Raw genomic sequence first — 16,593 nt, 5'->3', positions numbered from 1 at the left:
GGCTACCCGGGGCCGGGCCTGAGCACCACGCAACAGCGGTCCAGGCCGGGGCAGAGCCGGGCATCCGGGCCATGCGGTGCGAGTGCGTCGGCCACGCCGGTGATCAGCGCGTGATTCATGTTGCAGGCCAGCTCCGTCTGCTCCTGCGCCAAGGCGTGGAACGGGCAATTGGCGAGCTCGACCTCGTTTTCGGCGAACCGGGGCTGATAGCCGTATCGGCTGAGCACCGTGACGGCGCGTTCCAGCGCGTGGGGAGCCTGGGTGGTCGCGGCGTGGCTGGCCGGCATCATGTCGACCTGGTCACCGTCTCCGGCTTCTACGACGTCGCGCTGCGCGACTTCGGCTTGCTCGTCAGCGCTGTGGCGCTGGGCCGGCTGGCGCAGGGCGTGCACCACGGCAGCATCGGACGCGGCGTCACCGTGCGATAGCGCTCGCTGTCACACCGCCCGCAGATAGCGCTTCGCGATGAGGCGCTGGCCCAGTTTCACCACCGGCCCGCCGGCCTTGCTCCACCAGGTCGCGGGCCGGGAGAACGCCGACACCTCCGCGTACACCGCGTCGGTGACCGGGTCGCGACGCACCACGAAGCGCTCCTCGCCGGACTCCGGGTGGCCGGGCAGCGTGCCGTAGCCGAAGCCCCGGATGTCGGGTTCGTCGACGACGTAGACGACGCGACACGGCGCGGGCAGCGGGCCCATCTTCACAATCACCACCGCATCGACGACGGCGATCTCGGAGCTGGCCTGCACCCGCAGCCCGGATCCACGCTGCATGCCCCAGCGCATGACGGCGGCCGCGGCTTGCTCGAAACGCTGCTTGCCCGTGCCGATTTGGCACTCGACGTGTTGATGGTCGTATCCGACGGGCAGCTCACCGGCCGCCGTCGCCCCCACTTCGGCGTAGGTCAGGGGCAGTTCCTCGAGCGCTTGCAGGTCCACCTGCTCAGCTTGCCACGCCGAGATGCGCGGCCGCATATGACGCGTACGGTCGTAGAAGTGACCGCAAAAAACTCGAAAACTATTGCAGCTGCATCCGGAACGTTCACCTTCGGTGACGATCTGACCGTCAACCGGCTCGGCTTCGGCGCCATGCGCCTGACGGCCAAGGGCGTGTGGGGGCCGCCCGCCGACCGCGACGAATGCGTCCGGGTACTGCGCCGGGCCGTCGAACTCGGGGTGAACTTCATCGACACCGCCGACTCCTACGGCCCCTACATATCCGAGGAGATCATCCACGAGGCGCTGCATCCCTACGACGGTCTGGTGATCGCGACCAAGGCTGGGCTGCTGCGCACCGGCCCGGACATCTGGATTCCGTTGGGCAATCCGAGTTATCTGCGTCAGGAATGCGAGATGAGCCTGCGCCGGTTGGGTGTGGACACCATCGATCTGTTTCAGCTGCACCGGATCGACGCCAACTTCCCGCTGGAAGATCAGGTGGGCGAGCTGCTCACGTTGAAGAACGAAGGCAAGATCCGCCACATCGGGTTGTCTGAGATCAACGTCGACCAGCTGAACGCGGCCTTGCGGATCACCGAGATCGTGTCGGTGCAGAACATGTACAACCTGACGGCCCGCGGCGCCGAGCCGCTGCTGGACGCCGCGACCAGACAAGGCATCGGTTTCATCCCGTGGTTCCCGCTGGCCGCCGGGCCGCTGGCCGCCGCCGACGGTCCGCTGCAGCGCATCGCCGCCGAGCACGGCGCGACGCCGTCGCAGCTGGCGTTGGCCTGGTTGCTGAAACGCTCGCCGGCGATGCTGCCGATTCCGGGGACGTCCAAGGTTGCCCACCTGGAGGAGAACGTCGCCGCCGCCGAGATCGACCTGTCCGACGAGGAGTTCGAGACGTTGTCGGCGGCCGGGGCGCAGCAGCCGGTCTAACCACCGCGCGAAAGCCCGCCGGCCGGGCAATACGGTGTGGTGGTGGCCGAACATCAGCGACACCCCGGCGGCGGATTCAATCCGCCGGAGCCCACCACCAAGGGCGGACCCGACTACGGCAGGTTCATCGACGCGGTGCGCTCGCTGCAGGATCACGCCCGGGCCGCCGACGCACCCGACGAGGTGATCACCGAGGCCGCCGACCTGCTGGAGAAGGTGTCTGCCTTACTGGCACCGTTCGACGCCGACGAATGGGCGTCCCCGTCGGGACGCCGGATGGATCTGCCGATGCGCGGCAACATCCTGACCATCCCGATGTCGACGCATAAAGGTGAGGACGGCCGGATCCATGGCCAGGCCCGCTTCGCCCGGTTCCATCTGGGCCGCAATGGCGCCGTGCATGGCGGCGCGCTTGGGATGCTGTTCGACTCCATTCTTGGCTTGTCGGCCTCGGTGCTCACCGGTAGCCCGCGACAGCGCACCGCGTACCTCAAGATCGACTACCGCCACATCGTCCCGGTGGAAAAAGAACTGCAGTTCGACGCGGGCATCGACCGGGTGGACGGGCGCAAGATCTTCGTGTCCGGCCGGCTGACCGACGGCGACCGATTGCTGACCGAAGCGGAAGCGCTGTTCGTGCGGCTCAAACCTGGCCAGCCCTGAGCGCAGTGGGTGAGATCCTCAGCGCCGCGAACCACTAGGGAATCAAGGCCTTTGAGCGCGCCGGCGTCGCCGCCGGGTCCGCATCGGCAGCGTGCTCTCTTCGTGATCGAGTTCGCGTTCAATCGCGCGAAGGCTTTGGTCGGGCAGCATGCCCGCATCGCGCCAGCGCACCAGCTCGTCCCGCTGGGCGTCGATGGCGAGCCGGCGTATGGCGACCGCGGCCTCGTAGCGGGGCGCGGCGGGCGTCTCGTCGGCGTCCGACAAGAGATCGAGCCGGTGCTGATACCGCTCGAGCCGTGCCGACAACTGTTGGCGCACACTGTCGATCACCCGGGGGTCCACGTCCGCGTCGTCCTGTTGGTCCATCGAGTCGAGCCTGTTCAGTGCGGCCCGCACGGCGGCGGCGCGAGCCCGGTTGCGCAGCCGCAGTTCGTCGGCGGCATCGGCGCGCAGACCCAACGCCCGCACCAGCGGGCCGAACGTGATGCCCTGCCCGATCAGCGTCACCAGCACGACGACCAAAGTGCAGAACAGCATCAGGTCCCGGTCGGGAAACGCTGCGCCGGAGTTGGTCACGAACGGCACCGCGAAAATCGCCGCGAGGCTGACCACGCCGCGGGTGCCGGCCCAGCTCAGCACGAAGACTTCACGGCCACTGAGGCGCTCGGAGGTGCGGTTCGACCCAGTGTCGGGTTCGTCGGATTGCTCGCCCTCGTCGGCGTCGTCGGAGCCCGAGACGTTGCCGAGCCGGGTGTGCAGCGGCCGCGGAAGCGACTGGGTGAGCAGCAACCACAGCGGCCGCACCAAGAGAACCACCGCGACGGTGACGCAGACCGCCACAACGATCGTCGACAGCTGATAGCCGCCCAGGTCGTCGAGAATGGCCGGCAGCTGATGGCCGATCAGCAAGAACACCAGGCCCTCGAGCAGGAAGTTGACCAGGCGCCAGACAGCCCGGGTCTGCAACCGGCTCGCCCCCGATTCCAGCCGCGGCGAGTCATGACCGACGATCAATCCACACACCACGACCGCCAGGACACCGGAGGCGGACAGCTCCTCGGCCACCAGATAGGTCACAAACGGTGTGGCGAGCGAGATCGCATTGGCCGTCAGCACGTCGTGTCGCCACCGGCGGAGCAGCCGCCGGAAGTAGGCGAACACCCAGCCCACCGCCAGGCCGCCCAGGGCCGCCAACGCGAACTCCCGGATCGCCGACGGCACGGAGAACGCGGCGCCGCGCGCCACCGTGATGGCCACCGAAAGTGTGGTCAGCGCGGTCGCGTCATTCAGCAGCCCCTCGCCCTCGATCAGCGTAACGATGTTGAGCGGGAGGCCTTCCTTACGGGCTACGGCGAGCGCGGCCACCGGATCGGTCGGCGCGACCGCGGCGCCCAGCACCATGCCCACCGCGAGCGTCGCACCGCTGACGAGCAAGCCGAATGCGACGCCGACCGACGCCGCAGTCAGCAGGACGAGGACCACCGACAGGCTGATGACGGTGCGCAGATTGCGGCGGATGCCGACCAGCGACGATTCCAGCGCCGCGTTGAACAGCAGCGGCGGCAAAATGCAGGTCATCACGACGTCGGGTTCGAGGCTGATGTTGGGCCCCGGCACCAGCGCGTAGCCGATGCCCACCAGGACCAGCATCGGCGCGCTGGGCAGCCCGGTGCGTTCGCTGATCCAGTTGACCAGCACGATGACCGCGACGGCGCCGAGCAGCAACGTCAAAGCCGTCTGCGCCCCCATCGACCCCATCTTGCCGGACTTGTCGGCGCCTGCTCGACGGCCCTGCTCGGCGCCGAACCGCCCCGATAGCATGGTCGTCGACCCATCGAGCCTTGGAGACCGCACAATGACCGCCCCCGCAAACCCCGCTTCGGGAGCCGATGGCAGCGACTCGCAGCGCCCGGCTACGCCGGACGTGCGATCGCCGCAAGCCCCCATCCGGGTGGCCGCCGGGACTACCGCGGCGGCCGCGGTCGGCGAGGCCGGGCTGCCGAGGCGGGGCACGCTCGATGCCGTCGTGGTGGTGCGCGATGACTCGGGGAAGCTGCGCGACCTGAGTTGGACGCCCGACGCCGACGTCGACGTGGTGCCCGTGGCCGCGAACACCGACGAGGGCCGCAGCGTCATCCGGCATTCGGCCGCGCACGTGCTGGCCCAGGCGGTCCAGCAGCTGTTTCCGCAAGCCAAGCTAGGCATCGGCCCGCCCATCACCGACGGCTTCTACTACGACTTCGAGGTGCCGGAGCCGTTTACTCCCGAAGATCTCGCGGCGCTGGAAAAGCGGATGCGTCAGATCGTCAAAGAGGGCCAGCTGTTCGAGCGGCGCGTGTATGAGTCCAAGGACCAGGCGCGCACCGAGCTGGCCACCGAGCCCTACAAGCTCGAACTCGTCGACGACAAGTCCGGCGATCCCGACATCATGGAGGTCGGCGGCGACGAGCTCACCGCCTATGACAACTTGAATCCCCGTACCCGCGAACGGGTTTGGGGCGACTTGTGCCGGGGCCCGCATATCCCGACGACCAAACACATCCCGGCGTTCAAGCTGACCAGAAGCTCCGCGGCCTATTGGCGGGGCGACCAGAAAAACGCCAGCCTGCAACGCATCTACGGCACCGCGTGGGAGTCGCAGGAGGCGCTGGACAAGCACCTGGAGCTCATCGAAGAGGCTCAGCGCCGAGACCACCGCAAGCTGGGCGCCGAGCTGGACCTGTTCAGCTTCCCCGACGAAATCGGTTCCGGCCTTGCGGTTTTCCACCCCAAGGGCGGCATCATCCGGCGGGAGCTGGAGGAGTACTCGCGACGCAAGCACGAGCAGGCGGGCTACGAGTTCGTCAACACCCCGCACATCACCAAGGAGCAGCTCTACATCACGTCGGGTCACCTGGAGTGGTACGCCGACGGCATGTACCCGCCGATGCACCTGGACGCGGAGTTCAACGACGACGGAACGGTGCGTAAACCGGGCCAGAATTACTACCTCAAGCCGATGAACTGCCCGATGCACCATCTGATCTACCGGTCCCGGGGGCGGTCGTATCGCGAACTCCCGTTGCGGCTCTTCGAGTTTGGCAGCGTCTACCGGTACGAGAAGTCCGGTGTGATCCACGGGCTGACCCGGGTGCGCGGCATGACGCAGGACGACGCCCACATCTACTGCACGCGCGAAGAGATGCGCGACGAGCTGGCCTCGGTGTTGCGTTTCGTGCTCGACCTGCTGGCCGACTACGGGCTCAACGACTTCTACCTGGAGCTGTCCACCAAGGATCCGGAGAAGTACTCCGGCTCTGACGATGTGTGGGACGAGGCCACCGAGGTCCTGCGCGAGGTGGGCGTGGCCTCCGGGCTGGACCTGATTCCCGACCCCGGCGGCGCGGCGTTCTACGGTCCAAAGATCTCGGTGCAGGTCAAGGATGCGTTGGGCCGCAGCTGGCAGATGTCGACCATCCAGCTCGACTTCAACATGCCGGACCGCTTTGAGCTCGAATACACCGCCGCGGACGGGTCGCGGCAGCGGCCGGTGCTGATCCACCGCGCATTGTTCGGGTCGATCGAGCGGTTCTTCGGCATTCTCACCGAGCACTACGCGGGGGCGTTCCCGGCGTGGCTGGCGCCGGTGCAGGCGGTGGGCATCCCGGTGGCCGACGAGCACGTGGCATACCTGGAAAGTGTTGCCGCCCAACTCAAATCACACGGTGTACGGGCCGAGGTGGACGCCAGCGACGACCGGATGGCGAAGAAGATCGTGCACCACACCAACCAGCGGGTGCCGTTCATGTTGCTGGCCGGTGACCGCGACGTGCAGGCCGGGGCGGTCAGCTTCCGTTTCGGGGACCGCACCCAGATCAACGGCGTGCCTCGCGACAGTGCGGTCGACGCCATCGTAAAGTGGATCGCCGACCGCGAGAATTCCGTGCCCACAGCCGAACTCGTGAAAGTGTCAAGTGGTGAGTGACTGTGAGTGATCGCGAACCGGCCGAGCAGGGTGCCGACGACACCATCCTGGACAGGGGTGTCGGCGAGCAGGATCACCTGCAGCGGTTGTGGACGCCGTACCGGATGACCTACCTGGCCGAAGCGCCATTGAAGCGCGACAACGGTAAAACCGAGCAGCCGTTCACCGACATTCCGCAGCTGACCGACGAAGACGGCCTGGTGGTCGCGCGCGGCGAACTCGTCTACGCCGTGCTCAACCTCTATCCCTACAACCCCGGACACCTGATGGTGGTGCCCTACCGCCGGGTCTCAGAGCTCGAGGACCTGACCGTCCCGGAGAGCGCGGAGCTGATGTTCTTCATCCAGAAGGCAATCCGCGTCATCAAGAGCGTGTCGCGGCCGCACGGTTTCAACGTTGGGCTGAACTTGGGGACATCGGCCGGCGGGTCACTGGCCGAACACCTGCACGTGCACGTGGTGCCGCGCTGGGGCGGCGACGCGAATTTCATCACCATCATCGGCGGGTCGAAGGTGATCCCGCAGCTGCTGCGCGAGACGCGCCAGCTGTTGGCCACGGAGTGGACAAAACAAGCATGAGCCGCGCCGGCGACGATGCAGAGCGCAGCGATGGTGCGGAGCGGCGCAGATGAGCAAGGTGCCGTTCCTGTCCCGGGCGGCGTTCGCGCGGCTGACCACTCCGACGGCACGGGCATGCCTGCGGATCGGATTGACCCCCGACGTCGTCACCATCTTGGGCACCATCGTGGCGGTGGCCGGAGCGCTGACGCTGTTCCCGATGGGCAAGCTCTTCGCCGGCGCGCTGGTGGTCTGGTTCTTCGTCCTTTTCGACATGCTCGACGGGGCGATGGCGCGGGAACGCGGCGGCGGCACCCGATTCGGCGCGGTGCTGGACGCCACCTGTGACCGCATCAGCGACGGCGCGGTGTTCTGCGGGCTGCTGTGGTGGATCGTCTTCGGCCTGCACGACAAGCTGCTGGCCGTTGCCACGCTGATCTGCCTGGTCACTTCGCAGGTCATCTCCTACATCAAGGCGCGCGCCGAAGCCAGCGGACTGCGCGGCGACGGCGGCCTGATCGAACGTCCGGAACGGTTGATCATCGTGCTCGTCGGCGCTGGGGTGTCGGACCTGCCGTTCGTCGCCTGGCCGGCCGCGCTGCCGATCGCGATGTGGGTGCTGGCGGCGGCCAGCCTGGTCACCTGCGCGCAGCGGCTGCACACGGTGCGCACCTCGCCGGGTGCGACCGACCGGCTGGTGGGATCGGACGGGCCGTGATCCCCACTCCTCCGGGCATGAAAATTGTTGGGGCACAACCGCCCCGGATGGTGCGCCAGCTGGCGGGTCGGATGACGGGTCGGCTGGCGGGGGGCAAAGGCGTCGACTGGGCGTACGCGTCAGGCTGGATGGCGGTGCGCGCGATGCCGGAGTTCGCCGCGCGCAACGCCTTTGCGGCCGGAGCGCGGTACGCCGCCCGCGGCGGCGGCCCCGATCAGCTGCGCAAGAACCTGGCTCGCGTCTTGCGGGTGCCGCCCGAAGAGGTGCCGGACTCGCTGATGCGGGCCTCGCTGGCCTCCTACGCCCGCTATTGGCGCGAGGCGTTCCGCCTGCCCGGGATGGATCTGGGCGTGGTGGGCCGCGAGCTGCACGATTCGGTCCTCGGGCGAGAGAACATCGAGGCGGCGCTGGCATGCGGCCGCGGCGCGGTGATCGCGTTGCCACACAGCGGTAACTGGGATATGGCCGGGGTTTGGCTGGCGCAGACGCACGGCACCTTCACCACCGTCGCGGAGCGACTCAAACCCGAGTCGCTGTACCGGCGCTTCATCGCCTACCGCGAAGGCCTCGGCTTCGAGGTGTTGCCCTTGTCCGGGGGAGAACGGCCGGCATTCGAGGTGTTGTGTGATCGGCTGCGGGCCAACCGGGTGGTATGCCTGATGGCCGAGCGCGACCTGACCCGCACCGGTGTCCAGGTCGACTTCTTCGGCGAACCCACCCGGATGCCGGCCGGGCCGGCGAAGCTCGCGATCGCGACCGGCGCAGCCTTGCTGCCGGCGCACTGCTGGTTCGAGGATCGGGGCTGGGGCGTCGATATACAGTCGCCGCTGGATTGCACCGGCGGCGACGTCGGCGCCATCACCCAGGCGATGGCTGATCATTTCGAGAAGAACATCGCCGCCCGCCCCGAGGACTGGCACATGATGCAGCCGCAGTGGCTGGCCGACCTCCCCGAAGCCAAGCAGGCTCGGCTGAAGGAAATCTGATGCGGATCGGGATGGTCTGTCCCTACTCGTTCGACGTTCCGGGTGGGGTGCAGTCGCACGTCCTGCAGCTGGCCGAGGTGATGTGCGCCCGGGGGCACCAGGTCAGCGTGCTCGCGCCGTCGTCGCCGCACGCCGCGCTGCCGGACTACGTCGTCTCGGCGGGCAAGGCCGTCCCGATTCCGTACAACGGGTCGGTGGCCCGGTTGCGGTTCGGGCCGGCCACCCACCGCAAGGTGAAAAAGTGGCTCTCCGAAGGCGATTTCGATGTGCTGCACCTGCACGAGCCCAACGCGCCGAGCCTGTCGATGCTAGCCCTCAACATCGCCGAGGGCCCGATCGTGGCGACGTTTCACACCTCGACCACCAAATCGCTGACGCTGACCGTGTTTCAGGGCATCCTGCGCCCGATGCACGAGAAGATCGTCGGCCGGATCGCGGTCTCGGATTTGGCCCGTCGTTGGCAGATGGAGGCGTTGGGCACCGACGCGGTGGAGATCCCGAACGGCGTCGACGTCGCCGCATTCGCCTCCGCCCCGCGCCTGGACGGCTACCCGCGCGCCGGTAAAACGGTGTTGTTCCTGGGCCGTTACGACGAGCCGCGCAAGGGGATGTCGGTGCTGCTCGATGCGCTGCCTCGGCTGGTCGAACGGTTCGAAGGCCTGCAGCTGCTCATCGTCGGCCGCGGCGACGAGGACGAATTACGCGACCAGGCAGGCGAATTGATGGAACACATACGCTTTCTCGGCCAGGTCGACGATGCCGGGAAGGCGTCGGCCATGCGCAGCGCCGACGTCTATTGCGCGCCCAACCTCGGTGGGGAGAGTTTCGGCATCGTCCTGGTAGAGGCGATGGCCGCCGGAACCCCGGTGGTGGCGAGCGATCTGGACGCCTTCCGGCGCGTGCTGCAGGGCGGCGACGTGGGCTGCCTGGTGCCCGTCGGCGACGGCGACGAGCTCGCCGATGCGCTCATCGCGGTGCTGGAGGATGATGTGCTGCGAGATCGTTACGTGACGGCCGGTTCGGCAGCTGTCCAGCGCTACGACTGGTCAGTGGTGGCCAGCCAGATCATGCGGGTGTACGAGACGGTCGCCGCGTCAGGCGCCAAGGTTGAGGTGGCCAGTTGATGACATGGCTGATTGTCGCCATCGCGGTGTTGGTCGCGGTGCTGGCGGTCGTCGGCGTCTGGGCTTACCGGACGGCCAACCGGCTGGACCGCCTGCACGTCCGCTACGACCTGTCCTGGCAGGCGCTCGACGGTGCGCTGGCCCGGCGGGCGGTGGTGGCGCGCGCCGTCGCCATCGACGCTTACGGCGGTGCGTCCGAAGGGCGGCGGCTGGCGGCGCTGGCGGATGCCGCCGAGGGGGCGAGACGGACTGCGCGAGAGAACGCCGAGAACGAACTGTCGGCGGCGCTGGCCGTCGTCGATCCGGCGTCGCTGCCGGCCGGGCTGATCGCCGAATTGGCCGATGCCGAGGCCCGGGTGGTGCTGGCCCGTCGCTTTCACAACGATGCCGTTCGCGACACCCTGGCGCTGGCCGAGCGGCCCCTGGTGCGGCTGTTCCATCTCGGCGGGACCGCCGCGCTGCCCACTTATTTCGAGATCGTCGAGCGGCCGCACGCGCTGGCGCACGGCGATCACGGCGTCCTCAACCACCGCACCTCGGCGCGCATCGTGCTGCTCGACGACACCGGTGCGGTGTTGCTGCTGCGCGGGTCGGATCCCGCACTCGCCGAGCAAACCGCGCCGAAATGGTGGTTCACCGTGGGCGGCGAAGTGCAGCAGGGGGAACGGCTAGCCGAAGCCGCCGCGCGGGAACTGGCCGAAGAGACCGGTCTGCGGGTCGCGCCGGGTGACATGGTCGGGCCGGTGTGGCGGCGGGACGAGGTCTTCGAGTTCAACGGCTCGCTGATCGACAGCGAGGAGTTCTACTTCGTCTACCGCACCCAGCGATTCGAGCCGTCGCGAACCGGGCGAACCGAACTGGAACGCAGCTACATCCACGGCCATCGCTGGTGTGACGCTGCTGACATCGCACAACTGGTCGCGACGGGGGAGACGGTGTACCCGATGCAACTATCCGGACTGCTCACCGACGCGGCCGCGCTGGCCAGTGGCCGGACCCCCGGACCGCTGCTGTCCATCCGCTGACTCCGTGCAGTCAACGCGGGCCATAGCGCCTCATTAGACTGGATCGACAACGGTTGAAGGAGATCATGCAGTGAGTACCGCCCACCCGAGCAACGGGCGAACCGGAACGGCGCGCGTCAAACGCGGCATGGCCGAAATGCTCAAGGGCGGCGTCATCATGGACGTCGTCACCCCCGAGCAGGCCAAGATCGCCGAAGCCGCCGGCGCCGTCGCCGTCATGGCGCTGGAACGGGTGCCCGCCGACATCCGCGCTCAGGGCGGGGTGTCGCGGATGAGCGACCCGGACATGATCGAGGGCATCATCGCCGCGGTGACCATCCCGGTGATGGCCAAGGCCCGCATCGGCCACTTCGTCGAGGCGCAGATTCTGCAAAGCCTGGGCGTGGATTACGTCGACGAGTCCGAGGTGCTCACCCCCGCCGACTACACCCACCACATCGACAAGTGGAAGTTCACCGTGCCGTTTGTCTGCGGTGCCACCAATCTCGGTGAGGCACTGCGACGCATCAGCGAGGGCGCGGCCATGATCCGCTCCAAGGGCGAAGCCGGCACCGGAGACGTCTCCAACGCGACCACCCACATGCGGGCGATCGGCGGCGAGATCCGCCGCCTGACGTCGCTGTCTGAAGACGAATTGTATGTCGCCGCAAAGGAATTGCAGGCGCCCTACGACCTCGTTGCCGAGGTTGCTCGGGCGGGCAAGCTGCCGGTCACGCTGTTCACCGCGGGCGGCATCGCCACTCCGGCGGACGCGGCGATGATGATGCAGCTCGGCGCCGAGGGCGTGTTCGTGGGCTCGGGCATCTTCAAGTCCGGCGATCCCGCGCAACGCGCCGCCGCGATCGTCAAGGCCACCACCTTCTACGACGACCCCGATGTGCTGGCCAAGGTGTCACGCGGACTGGGCGAGGCGATGGTCGGCATCAACGTCGAGCAGATCGCGGAGCCGCATCGACTGGCTGAACGCGGCTGGTAAAAACAGTCCGTGGCGATCGAAGAGATCCTTGACCTCGAGCAACTCGAGGTCAACATTTACCGGGGCAGCATCTTCAGCCCAGAGTCGGGATTCCTGCAGCGCACCTTCGGGGGCCATGTAGCCGGGCAGTCACTGGTGTCGGCCGTGCGCACCGTCGACCCGCGGTACCAGGTGCACTCGTTACACGGATACTTCCTGCGGCCCGGGGACGCCAAGGAGCGCACGGTGTTCATCGTGGAACGCTCGCGCGACGGCGGTTCGTTCGCCACCCGGCGGGTCAACGCGATCCAGCACGGGGAGATCATCTTCAGCATGGGCGCCTCCTTCCATACCGACCAGGAGGGCATCAGCCACCAGGACGCGATGCCGGCCGCGCCGCCGCCCGACGGCCTGCCCGGGTTGGACTCGATCAAGGTCTTCGACGACGCCGGGTTCAAGCAGTTCGAAGAGTGGGATGTCTGCATCGTGCCGCGTGACCGCCTGCAACTGTTGCCGGGCAAGGCCTCCCAGCAGCAGGTGTGGTTCCGCCATCGTGAGCCGCTGCCGGACGACCCGGTGCTGCACATCTGCGCGCTGGCCTACATGAGCGACCTCACGCTGCTGGGATCGGCACAGGTCACCCATCTCGACGTGCGCGAGCACCTGCAGGTGGCATCGCTGGATCACGCGATGTGGTTCATGCGGGCGTTCCGGGCCGACGAGTGGCTGCTGTACGACCAGTCCTCGCCATCGGCCAGCGGCGGCCGCTCGCTGTGCCAGGGCAAGATCTTCACCCAGTCGGGTGAGATGGTCGCCGCGGTCATGCAGGAGGGGCTGACCCGCTTCAAACGCGGACAGCAGCCGGCCCAGCAGTGAGCGCGCTGTGACCGGTCCAAGGATCGGAGTGCTGGCGCTGCAGGGCGACACCCGCGAGCACCTGGCCGCCCTGCGCGAGGCTGGAGCCGAGTCGATGCCGGTGCGTCGACGCGCCGAACTCGAGGCGGTCGACGGGCTGGTCATTCCCGGTGGGGAATCGACCACCATGAGCCACCTGCTGCTCGATCTCGGGCTGCTGGAGCCGTTGCGGGGCCTGCTGGCCGACGGGCTACCCGCCTACGGCGCCTGCGCGGGCATGATCTTGCTGGCCAGCGAGATCCTCGACGCCGGCGCGGGCGGTCGCGAGGCGCTACCGCTGCGCGCGATCGATATGACGGTGCGCCGCAACGCTTTTGGACGACAGGTCGATTCGTTTGAGGGTGACATCGCGTTCGCGGGGCTCAGCGATCCGGTGCGCGCAGTGTTCATTCGCGCCCCCTGGGTGGAGCGCGCCGGTGACGATGTGGAGGTGCTGGCCAGCGCGGCCGGGCACGTGGTCGCGGTGCGGCAAGACCGCAACCTGGCCACGGCGTTTCACCCGGAGATGACCGGCGATCGGCGCATCCACCACCTGTTCGTCGACCTCGTCACCGGCTGAGGGCACCGGGTGCATCCGACAGGCGCGGGTAGCTCTCAGCGGTGACTGGAAACCCACATCGATTGACAGGTCTGCGAGCACTCACGGCTTTAACCGACTTAGGCTCGTCGTCCATTGCCGCCGGCGTTCTCGCACGGCGGCGCCCGGTGGTCCGGCTCTCGTCGCTGCGGTGACGGCGGAGACTCGCAGCTGATGATGCGCCAGTGCGCTTTCAGCTAGCGGATGCACTAGCGCATTTCGAGACGCCGCGTATCCCGCCCTGGTGTGACTCCTGAGGCCACTGGGACGGACGGGCAGTGGCCGGCAACCCACTGCGTGCGTCCACGTAGACTCGTCTGGCCACAAAAACAAGAGGACTTTCAGATAGGACACCGATGAGCGGCCATTCCAAGTGGGCCACCACCAAACACCAGAAGGCCGTCAAAGACGCGCGCCGCGGCAAGGAGTTTGCCCGGCTCATCAAGAACATCGAGGTCGCCGCGCGGACCGGCGGTGGTGACCCGGCGGGCAATCCGACGCTGTATGACGCCATCCAGAAGGCGAAGAAGACCTCGGTGCCCAACGACAACATCGAGCGCGCCCGCAAGCGGGGCGCCGGCGAGGAAGCCGGCGGCGCGGACTACCAGACGATCATGTACGAGGGTTACGGACCCAACGGCGTGGCGGTGCTGATCGAATGTCTGACCGACAACCGAAACCGCGCGGCAGGTGAGGTCCGGGTGGCTGTGACGCGTAACGGCGGCAACATGGCCGATCCCGGGTCGGTGTCCTACCTGTTCACTCGCAAGGGCGTCGTCACGCTGGAGAAGAACGGCCTGACCGAGGACGACGTGCTGACCGCTGTGCTGGAAGCCGGCGCCGAGGACGTCAACGACCTCGGCGACAGCTTCGAGATCATCTCCGAACCGACCGACCTGGTCGCGGTGCGCACCGCGCTGCAGGACGCCGGCATCGACTACGAATCCGCCGAGGCGAGCTTCCAGCCGTCGGTGAGTGTGCCGGTCGACGTCGACGGCGCCCGCAAGGTGTTCAAGCTGGTCGACGCGCTGGAAGAAAGCGACGACGTGCAGAACGTCTGGACCAACGTTGACCTGTCCGACGAGGTGCTGGCCGCCCTCGACGAGGACTAGGCCTGCGGGGTCAGGGGACGATATCCCATCCCTGGCCTGGATCTCCATTGCACCAGCGGGTCGACACCCAGGTCCCCGGGTCGGGGCCGCCGAGGACGGCGAGGCAACCACCCAGGACGGCCGTGATCTGGCCGTTGGGCTGCACGTTCCACCGCTGGCTGTCCCAACAGCCCACGAGGTGCGCCGCCCCCGTGCCGTCGGAATTCAGGCATTGCCCGGGAAAGGCCGCGCTCTCGAGTCGCCCGATACCGCTGAGAGTCCAACGCTGCGAGTTCGCACCGTTGCATGGGTTGACCACCACCGGGGCCAGCCATCCCGATCCCGGGCCGTCCACGCAGGCATCGCCTAACCGGCTTCTCAACTGGACCGGACCATCGGCACTTGCCCCACCAGCACCGAGCACCGCGAGACCGAACACTGTGCCCAACAGCACGAGGGCCCGGCGCGCCTCGCCCACCAACCGCGGTTTCTGCATTTCGGTTCGGTCCTTTCGTTCGCGGAGACGACACGCCGGCTCAGGGTGGCACACTTTTCGCGGGCCCGACCCCGGTTTTAGTCGTAGCCGTGCCGCATGTCCTCGACGATGCGCGGATTGTCCAGCGTTGACGGCGGCAACGGGCGGGGCGCGATGTCGTCGGAGAACACCGTCGCGGCCGCCAGCACCTGCGGGTTGAGGTAGCGCAGCGGCGGCGTGTTGGTAGGCATCCGCGGGGTAGGTGCGACGTCGGCGCGTTGCGCCAGGACGAATCCCCAGTCACCGAAGGTGGGCACGTGCACGTGATAGGGCGTGACGGCGTAGCCGGCGGCCCGGATCGTCGACACCGTGCGCCAGTAGGCCGTCGAGGTGGAGAACGGACTGCCCGCCTGCACCACCATCAGCCCGCCAGGGGAAAGTGCATGTGCGACAAGGCCGTAGAACTCGGCTGAATACAGCCGGCCCAGCACGGGTGTGTCCGGATCGGGCAGATCGACGATGATCGCGTCGAAGCGGTCCACCTTCGGCCCGCGCAACCAGTTCAGCGCGTCCTCGGTCACCACCGATACCCGCGGGTTGTCCAGCGAACCGCCATTGGCGCCGCGCAGCGTGGTGCGGGCGATGTCGATCACCGCGGGGTCGAGTTCGACCTGCACGATCTTGGAAATGCCGGGCTGGCGCAGCAATTCGCGGGCCGCCAGGCCGTCGCCGCCGCCGAGCACCAGCACCGAATGCGCGCCGTTGCCGAGGGCAGGGTAGACGAGGCTTTCGGTGTAGCGATATTCGTCGCGGGTGGAGAACTGCAGGCCCCCGTCCAGATACAGCCGAGTGTCGTTGCCGCGTCGCGTCACCACGATCTCCTGGTAGGGCGTGTGCCGGTAGGCGATGATCGGGTCGGCGTAAAGCCTTTGCCTGCTTGTCGTTTCGATGTCGGTCGAATTCAGCAGCAGGGTGGCCAGCAGTCCGGCCGCGGCGGCCAGCGCGCACAGCGCCAGCACCAGCTGCCGCGTCGAAACCACCTGGCGCAACAGGAAAATCGCAACCACGGCCGCGGCTGCCAGGTTGATCATGCCGGTGGCCGCCGCACCGCGAATCATCCCTAACTGCGGCAGCAGCAGGAACGGCCACACCAGCCCGCCCAGCAGCGCGCCCAGATAATCCGCGGCGTTGAGGTTGGCCAGCGTTCGCCCGGCATCGGCGGCCGGGCTGATCTCGGGGCCGGTGTGCCCCTGGTGCAGCAGCGTCATCAGCAGCGGCACCTCGGCGCCGACCAAACCGCCGATCAGCGCCGTGCTCACCGCCAGCACCCAGGTCGAACCGACGGACCCGTCCAGGAACGCGAACACCGCATACAGCGCGGCCGCGGACAGGCCACCGATGATGCCCAGCAGCGCCTCGACGGCGATGAAGGTGATCGCGGCGTGCCCCAGCAACGGTTTGACCAGCAGCGCGCCCACACCCAGCGCTGCGATGTAGCCCGCCACGATCAGTGAGGTGGCGACGATCCCGCCGCCGTCGAGGCTGGCCGACAGCGTCAGCAGCGCGAGTTCGTAGATGATGCCGCAGGCCGCGCAGGCCGCGACGGCAGCCAGCAACAGTGCCCGCCACCGCCCCGACGCGGCCGCCGGCGGCGGCGCCTCGG

General features: G+C 67.9%; 16 protein-coding genes and 2 pseudogenes. 13 read left to right on the top strand and 5 right to left on the bottom strand.

Features of this window, described 5'->3' with window-relative positions:
* Window positions 1-2 precede the first annotated feature (2 nt).
* Window positions 3-272 (bottom strand): annotated as a pseudogene (locus tag A5625_RS06515) (transcriptional regulator); the annotation flags it as partial.
* On the opposite strand from A5625_RS06515, the pseudogene A5625_RS29520 reads away from it, so the two are divergent.
* Window positions 253-428 (top strand): annotated as a pseudogene (locus A5625_RS29520) (hypothetical protein); the annotation flags it as partial. The pseudogenes A5625_RS06515 and A5625_RS29520 overlap by 20 nt on opposite strands.
* Window positions 429-437: 9 nt before the next feature.
* On the opposite strand, the gene A5625_RS06510 reads toward A5625_RS29520, so the two are convergent.
* Window positions 438-938: a DUF1990 family protein gene (locus tag A5625_RS06510; RefSeq protein ID WP_066990574.1), complete on the bottom strand. Its 501-nt coding sequence runs from the start codon at window positions 936-938 to the stop codon at window positions 438-440.
* Window positions 939-974: 36 nt separating this feature from the next.
* Between A5625_RS06510 and A5625_RS06505 the strand changes: the two genes are divergently transcribed.
* Window positions 975-1,880: an aldo/keto reductase gene (locus tag A5625_RS06505; protein ID WP_066990443.1), complete on the top strand. Its 906-nt coding sequence runs from the start codon at window positions 975-977 to the stop codon at window positions 1,878-1,880.
* A gap of 36 nt (window positions 1,881-1,916) precedes the next feature.
* A complete protein-coding gene (locus A5625_RS06500; RefSeq protein ID WP_066990440.1) occupies window positions 1,917-2,543 on the top strand; it encodes a PaaI family thioesterase in 627 nt (208 codons plus the stop codon).
* Window positions 2,544-2,585: 42 nt separating this feature from the next.
* Here A5625_RS06500 and A5625_RS06495 read toward each other — a convergent pair whose 3' ends face one another.
* Entirely contained in the window at window positions 2,586-4,301 is a 1,716-nt protein-coding gene (locus A5625_RS06495; protein WP_197515992.1) for a sodium:proton antiporter, read from the bottom strand.
* Window positions 4,302-4,398: 97 nt separating this feature from the next.
* Between A5625_RS06495 and thrS the strand changes: the two genes are divergently transcribed.
* The 10 genes from thrS to A5625_RS06445 all read left to right on the top strand — a co-directional run bounded on the left by thrS (window position 4,399) and on the right by A5625_RS06445 (window position 14,476).
* Window positions 4,399-6,507, top strand: a complete 2,109-nt coding sequence (gene thrS, locus A5625_RS06490; RefSeq protein WP_066990434.1) for a threonine--tRNA ligase — start codon at window positions 4,399-4,401, stop codon at window positions 6,505-6,507.
* A 2-nt stretch (window positions 6,508-6,509) separates the two neighbouring features.
* Window positions 6,510-7,085 (top strand): HIT domain-containing protein, encoded by a 576-nt coding sequence (locus tag A5625_RS06485; RefSeq protein ID WP_066990431.1) that lies wholly within the window; start codon window positions 6,510-6,512, stop codon window positions 7,083-7,085.
* Window positions 7,086-7,134: 49 nt separating this feature from the next.
* Window positions 7,135-7,782: a phosphatidylinositol phosphate synthase gene (pgsA, locus tag A5625_RS06480; RefSeq protein WP_066990428.1), complete on the top strand. Its 648-nt coding sequence runs from the start codon at window positions 7,135-7,137 to the stop codon at window positions 7,780-7,782.
* A gap of 47 nt (window positions 7,783-7,829) precedes the next feature.
* Window positions 7,830-8,768, top strand: coding sequence for a phosphatidylinositol mannoside acyltransferase (locus A5625_RS06475; RefSeq protein WP_066990425.1), 939 nt, complete (start codon window positions 7,830-7,832; stop codon window positions 8,766-8,768).
* Window positions 8,768-9,892 carry a glycosyltransferase family 4 protein gene (locus A5625_RS06470; RefSeq protein ID WP_066990422.1) on the top strand — a complete coding sequence of 375 codons (1,125 nt, stop codon included), beginning with the start codon at window positions 8,768-8,770 and terminating at the stop codon, window positions 9,890-9,892. Before A5625_RS06475 ends, A5625_RS06470 begins: the two co-directional genes overlap by 1 nt.
* On the top strand, window positions 9,892-10,917 hold the full coding sequence (locus A5625_RS06465; RefSeq protein ID WP_066990420.1) for an NUDIX domain-containing protein: 1,026 nt from the start codon (window positions 9,892-9,894) through the stop codon (window positions 10,915-10,917). Before A5625_RS06470 ends, A5625_RS06465 begins: the two co-directional genes overlap by 1 nt.
* A 70-nt stretch (window positions 10,918-10,987) precedes the next feature.
* The gene (gene pdxS / locus A5625_RS06460; RefSeq protein WP_066990417.1) at window positions 10,988-11,893 is read left to right on the top strand and encodes a pyridoxal 5'-phosphate synthase lyase subunit PdxS; all 906 of its coding nucleotides are present in this window, start codon (window positions 10,988-10,990) and stop codon (window positions 11,891-11,893) included.
* 9 nt (window positions 11,894-11,902) lie between these two features.
* Window positions 11,903-12,748, top strand: coding sequence for an acyl-CoA thioesterase II (tesB, locus tag A5625_RS06455; protein WP_066990414.1), 846 nt, complete (start codon window positions 11,903-11,905; stop codon window positions 12,746-12,748).
* 7 nt (window positions 12,749-12,755) lie between these two features.
* Window positions 12,756-13,346 carry a pyridoxal 5'-phosphate synthase glutaminase subunit PdxT gene (pdxT, locus tag A5625_RS06450; RefSeq protein ID WP_066990411.1) on the top strand — a complete coding sequence of 197 codons (591 nt, stop codon included), beginning with the start codon at window positions 12,756-12,758 and terminating at the stop codon, window positions 13,344-13,346.
* A 374-nt stretch (window positions 13,347-13,720) separates the two neighbouring features.
* Complete coding sequence (locus A5625_RS06445; RefSeq protein ID WP_066990408.1) at window positions 13,721-14,476, top strand: YebC/PmpR family DNA-binding transcriptional regulator; 756 nt, start codon at window positions 13,721-13,723, stop codon at window positions 14,474-14,476.
* 10 nt (window positions 14,477-14,486) lie between these two features.
* On the opposite strand, the gene A5625_RS06440 is transcribed toward A5625_RS06445, so the two are convergent.
* Both A5625_RS06440 and A5625_RS06435 read right to left on the bottom strand, forming a co-directional pair.
* Window positions 14,487-14,951 (bottom strand): RICIN domain-containing protein, encoded by a 465-nt coding sequence (locus A5625_RS06440; protein ID WP_066990405.1) that lies wholly within the window; start codon window positions 14,949-14,951, stop codon window positions 14,487-14,489.
* A gap of 77 nt (window positions 14,952-15,028) precedes the next feature.
* Window positions 15,029-16,549, bottom strand: coding sequence for a polyamine aminopropyltransferase (locus A5625_RS06435; RefSeq protein WP_066990571.1), 1,521 nt, complete (start codon window positions 16,547-16,549; stop codon window positions 15,029-15,031).
* Between the last annotated feature and the right edge of the window lie 44 nt (window positions 16,550-16,593).

Source organism: Mycobacterium sp. 1465703.0, from assembly GCF_001672975.1.
GTDB lineage: Bacteria > Actinomycetota > Actinomycetes > Mycobacteriales > Mycobacteriaceae > Mycobacterium.
Note: the sequence above shows the minus strand (reverse complement) of the source record. Positions and strands in the feature narration are given on the sequence as shown.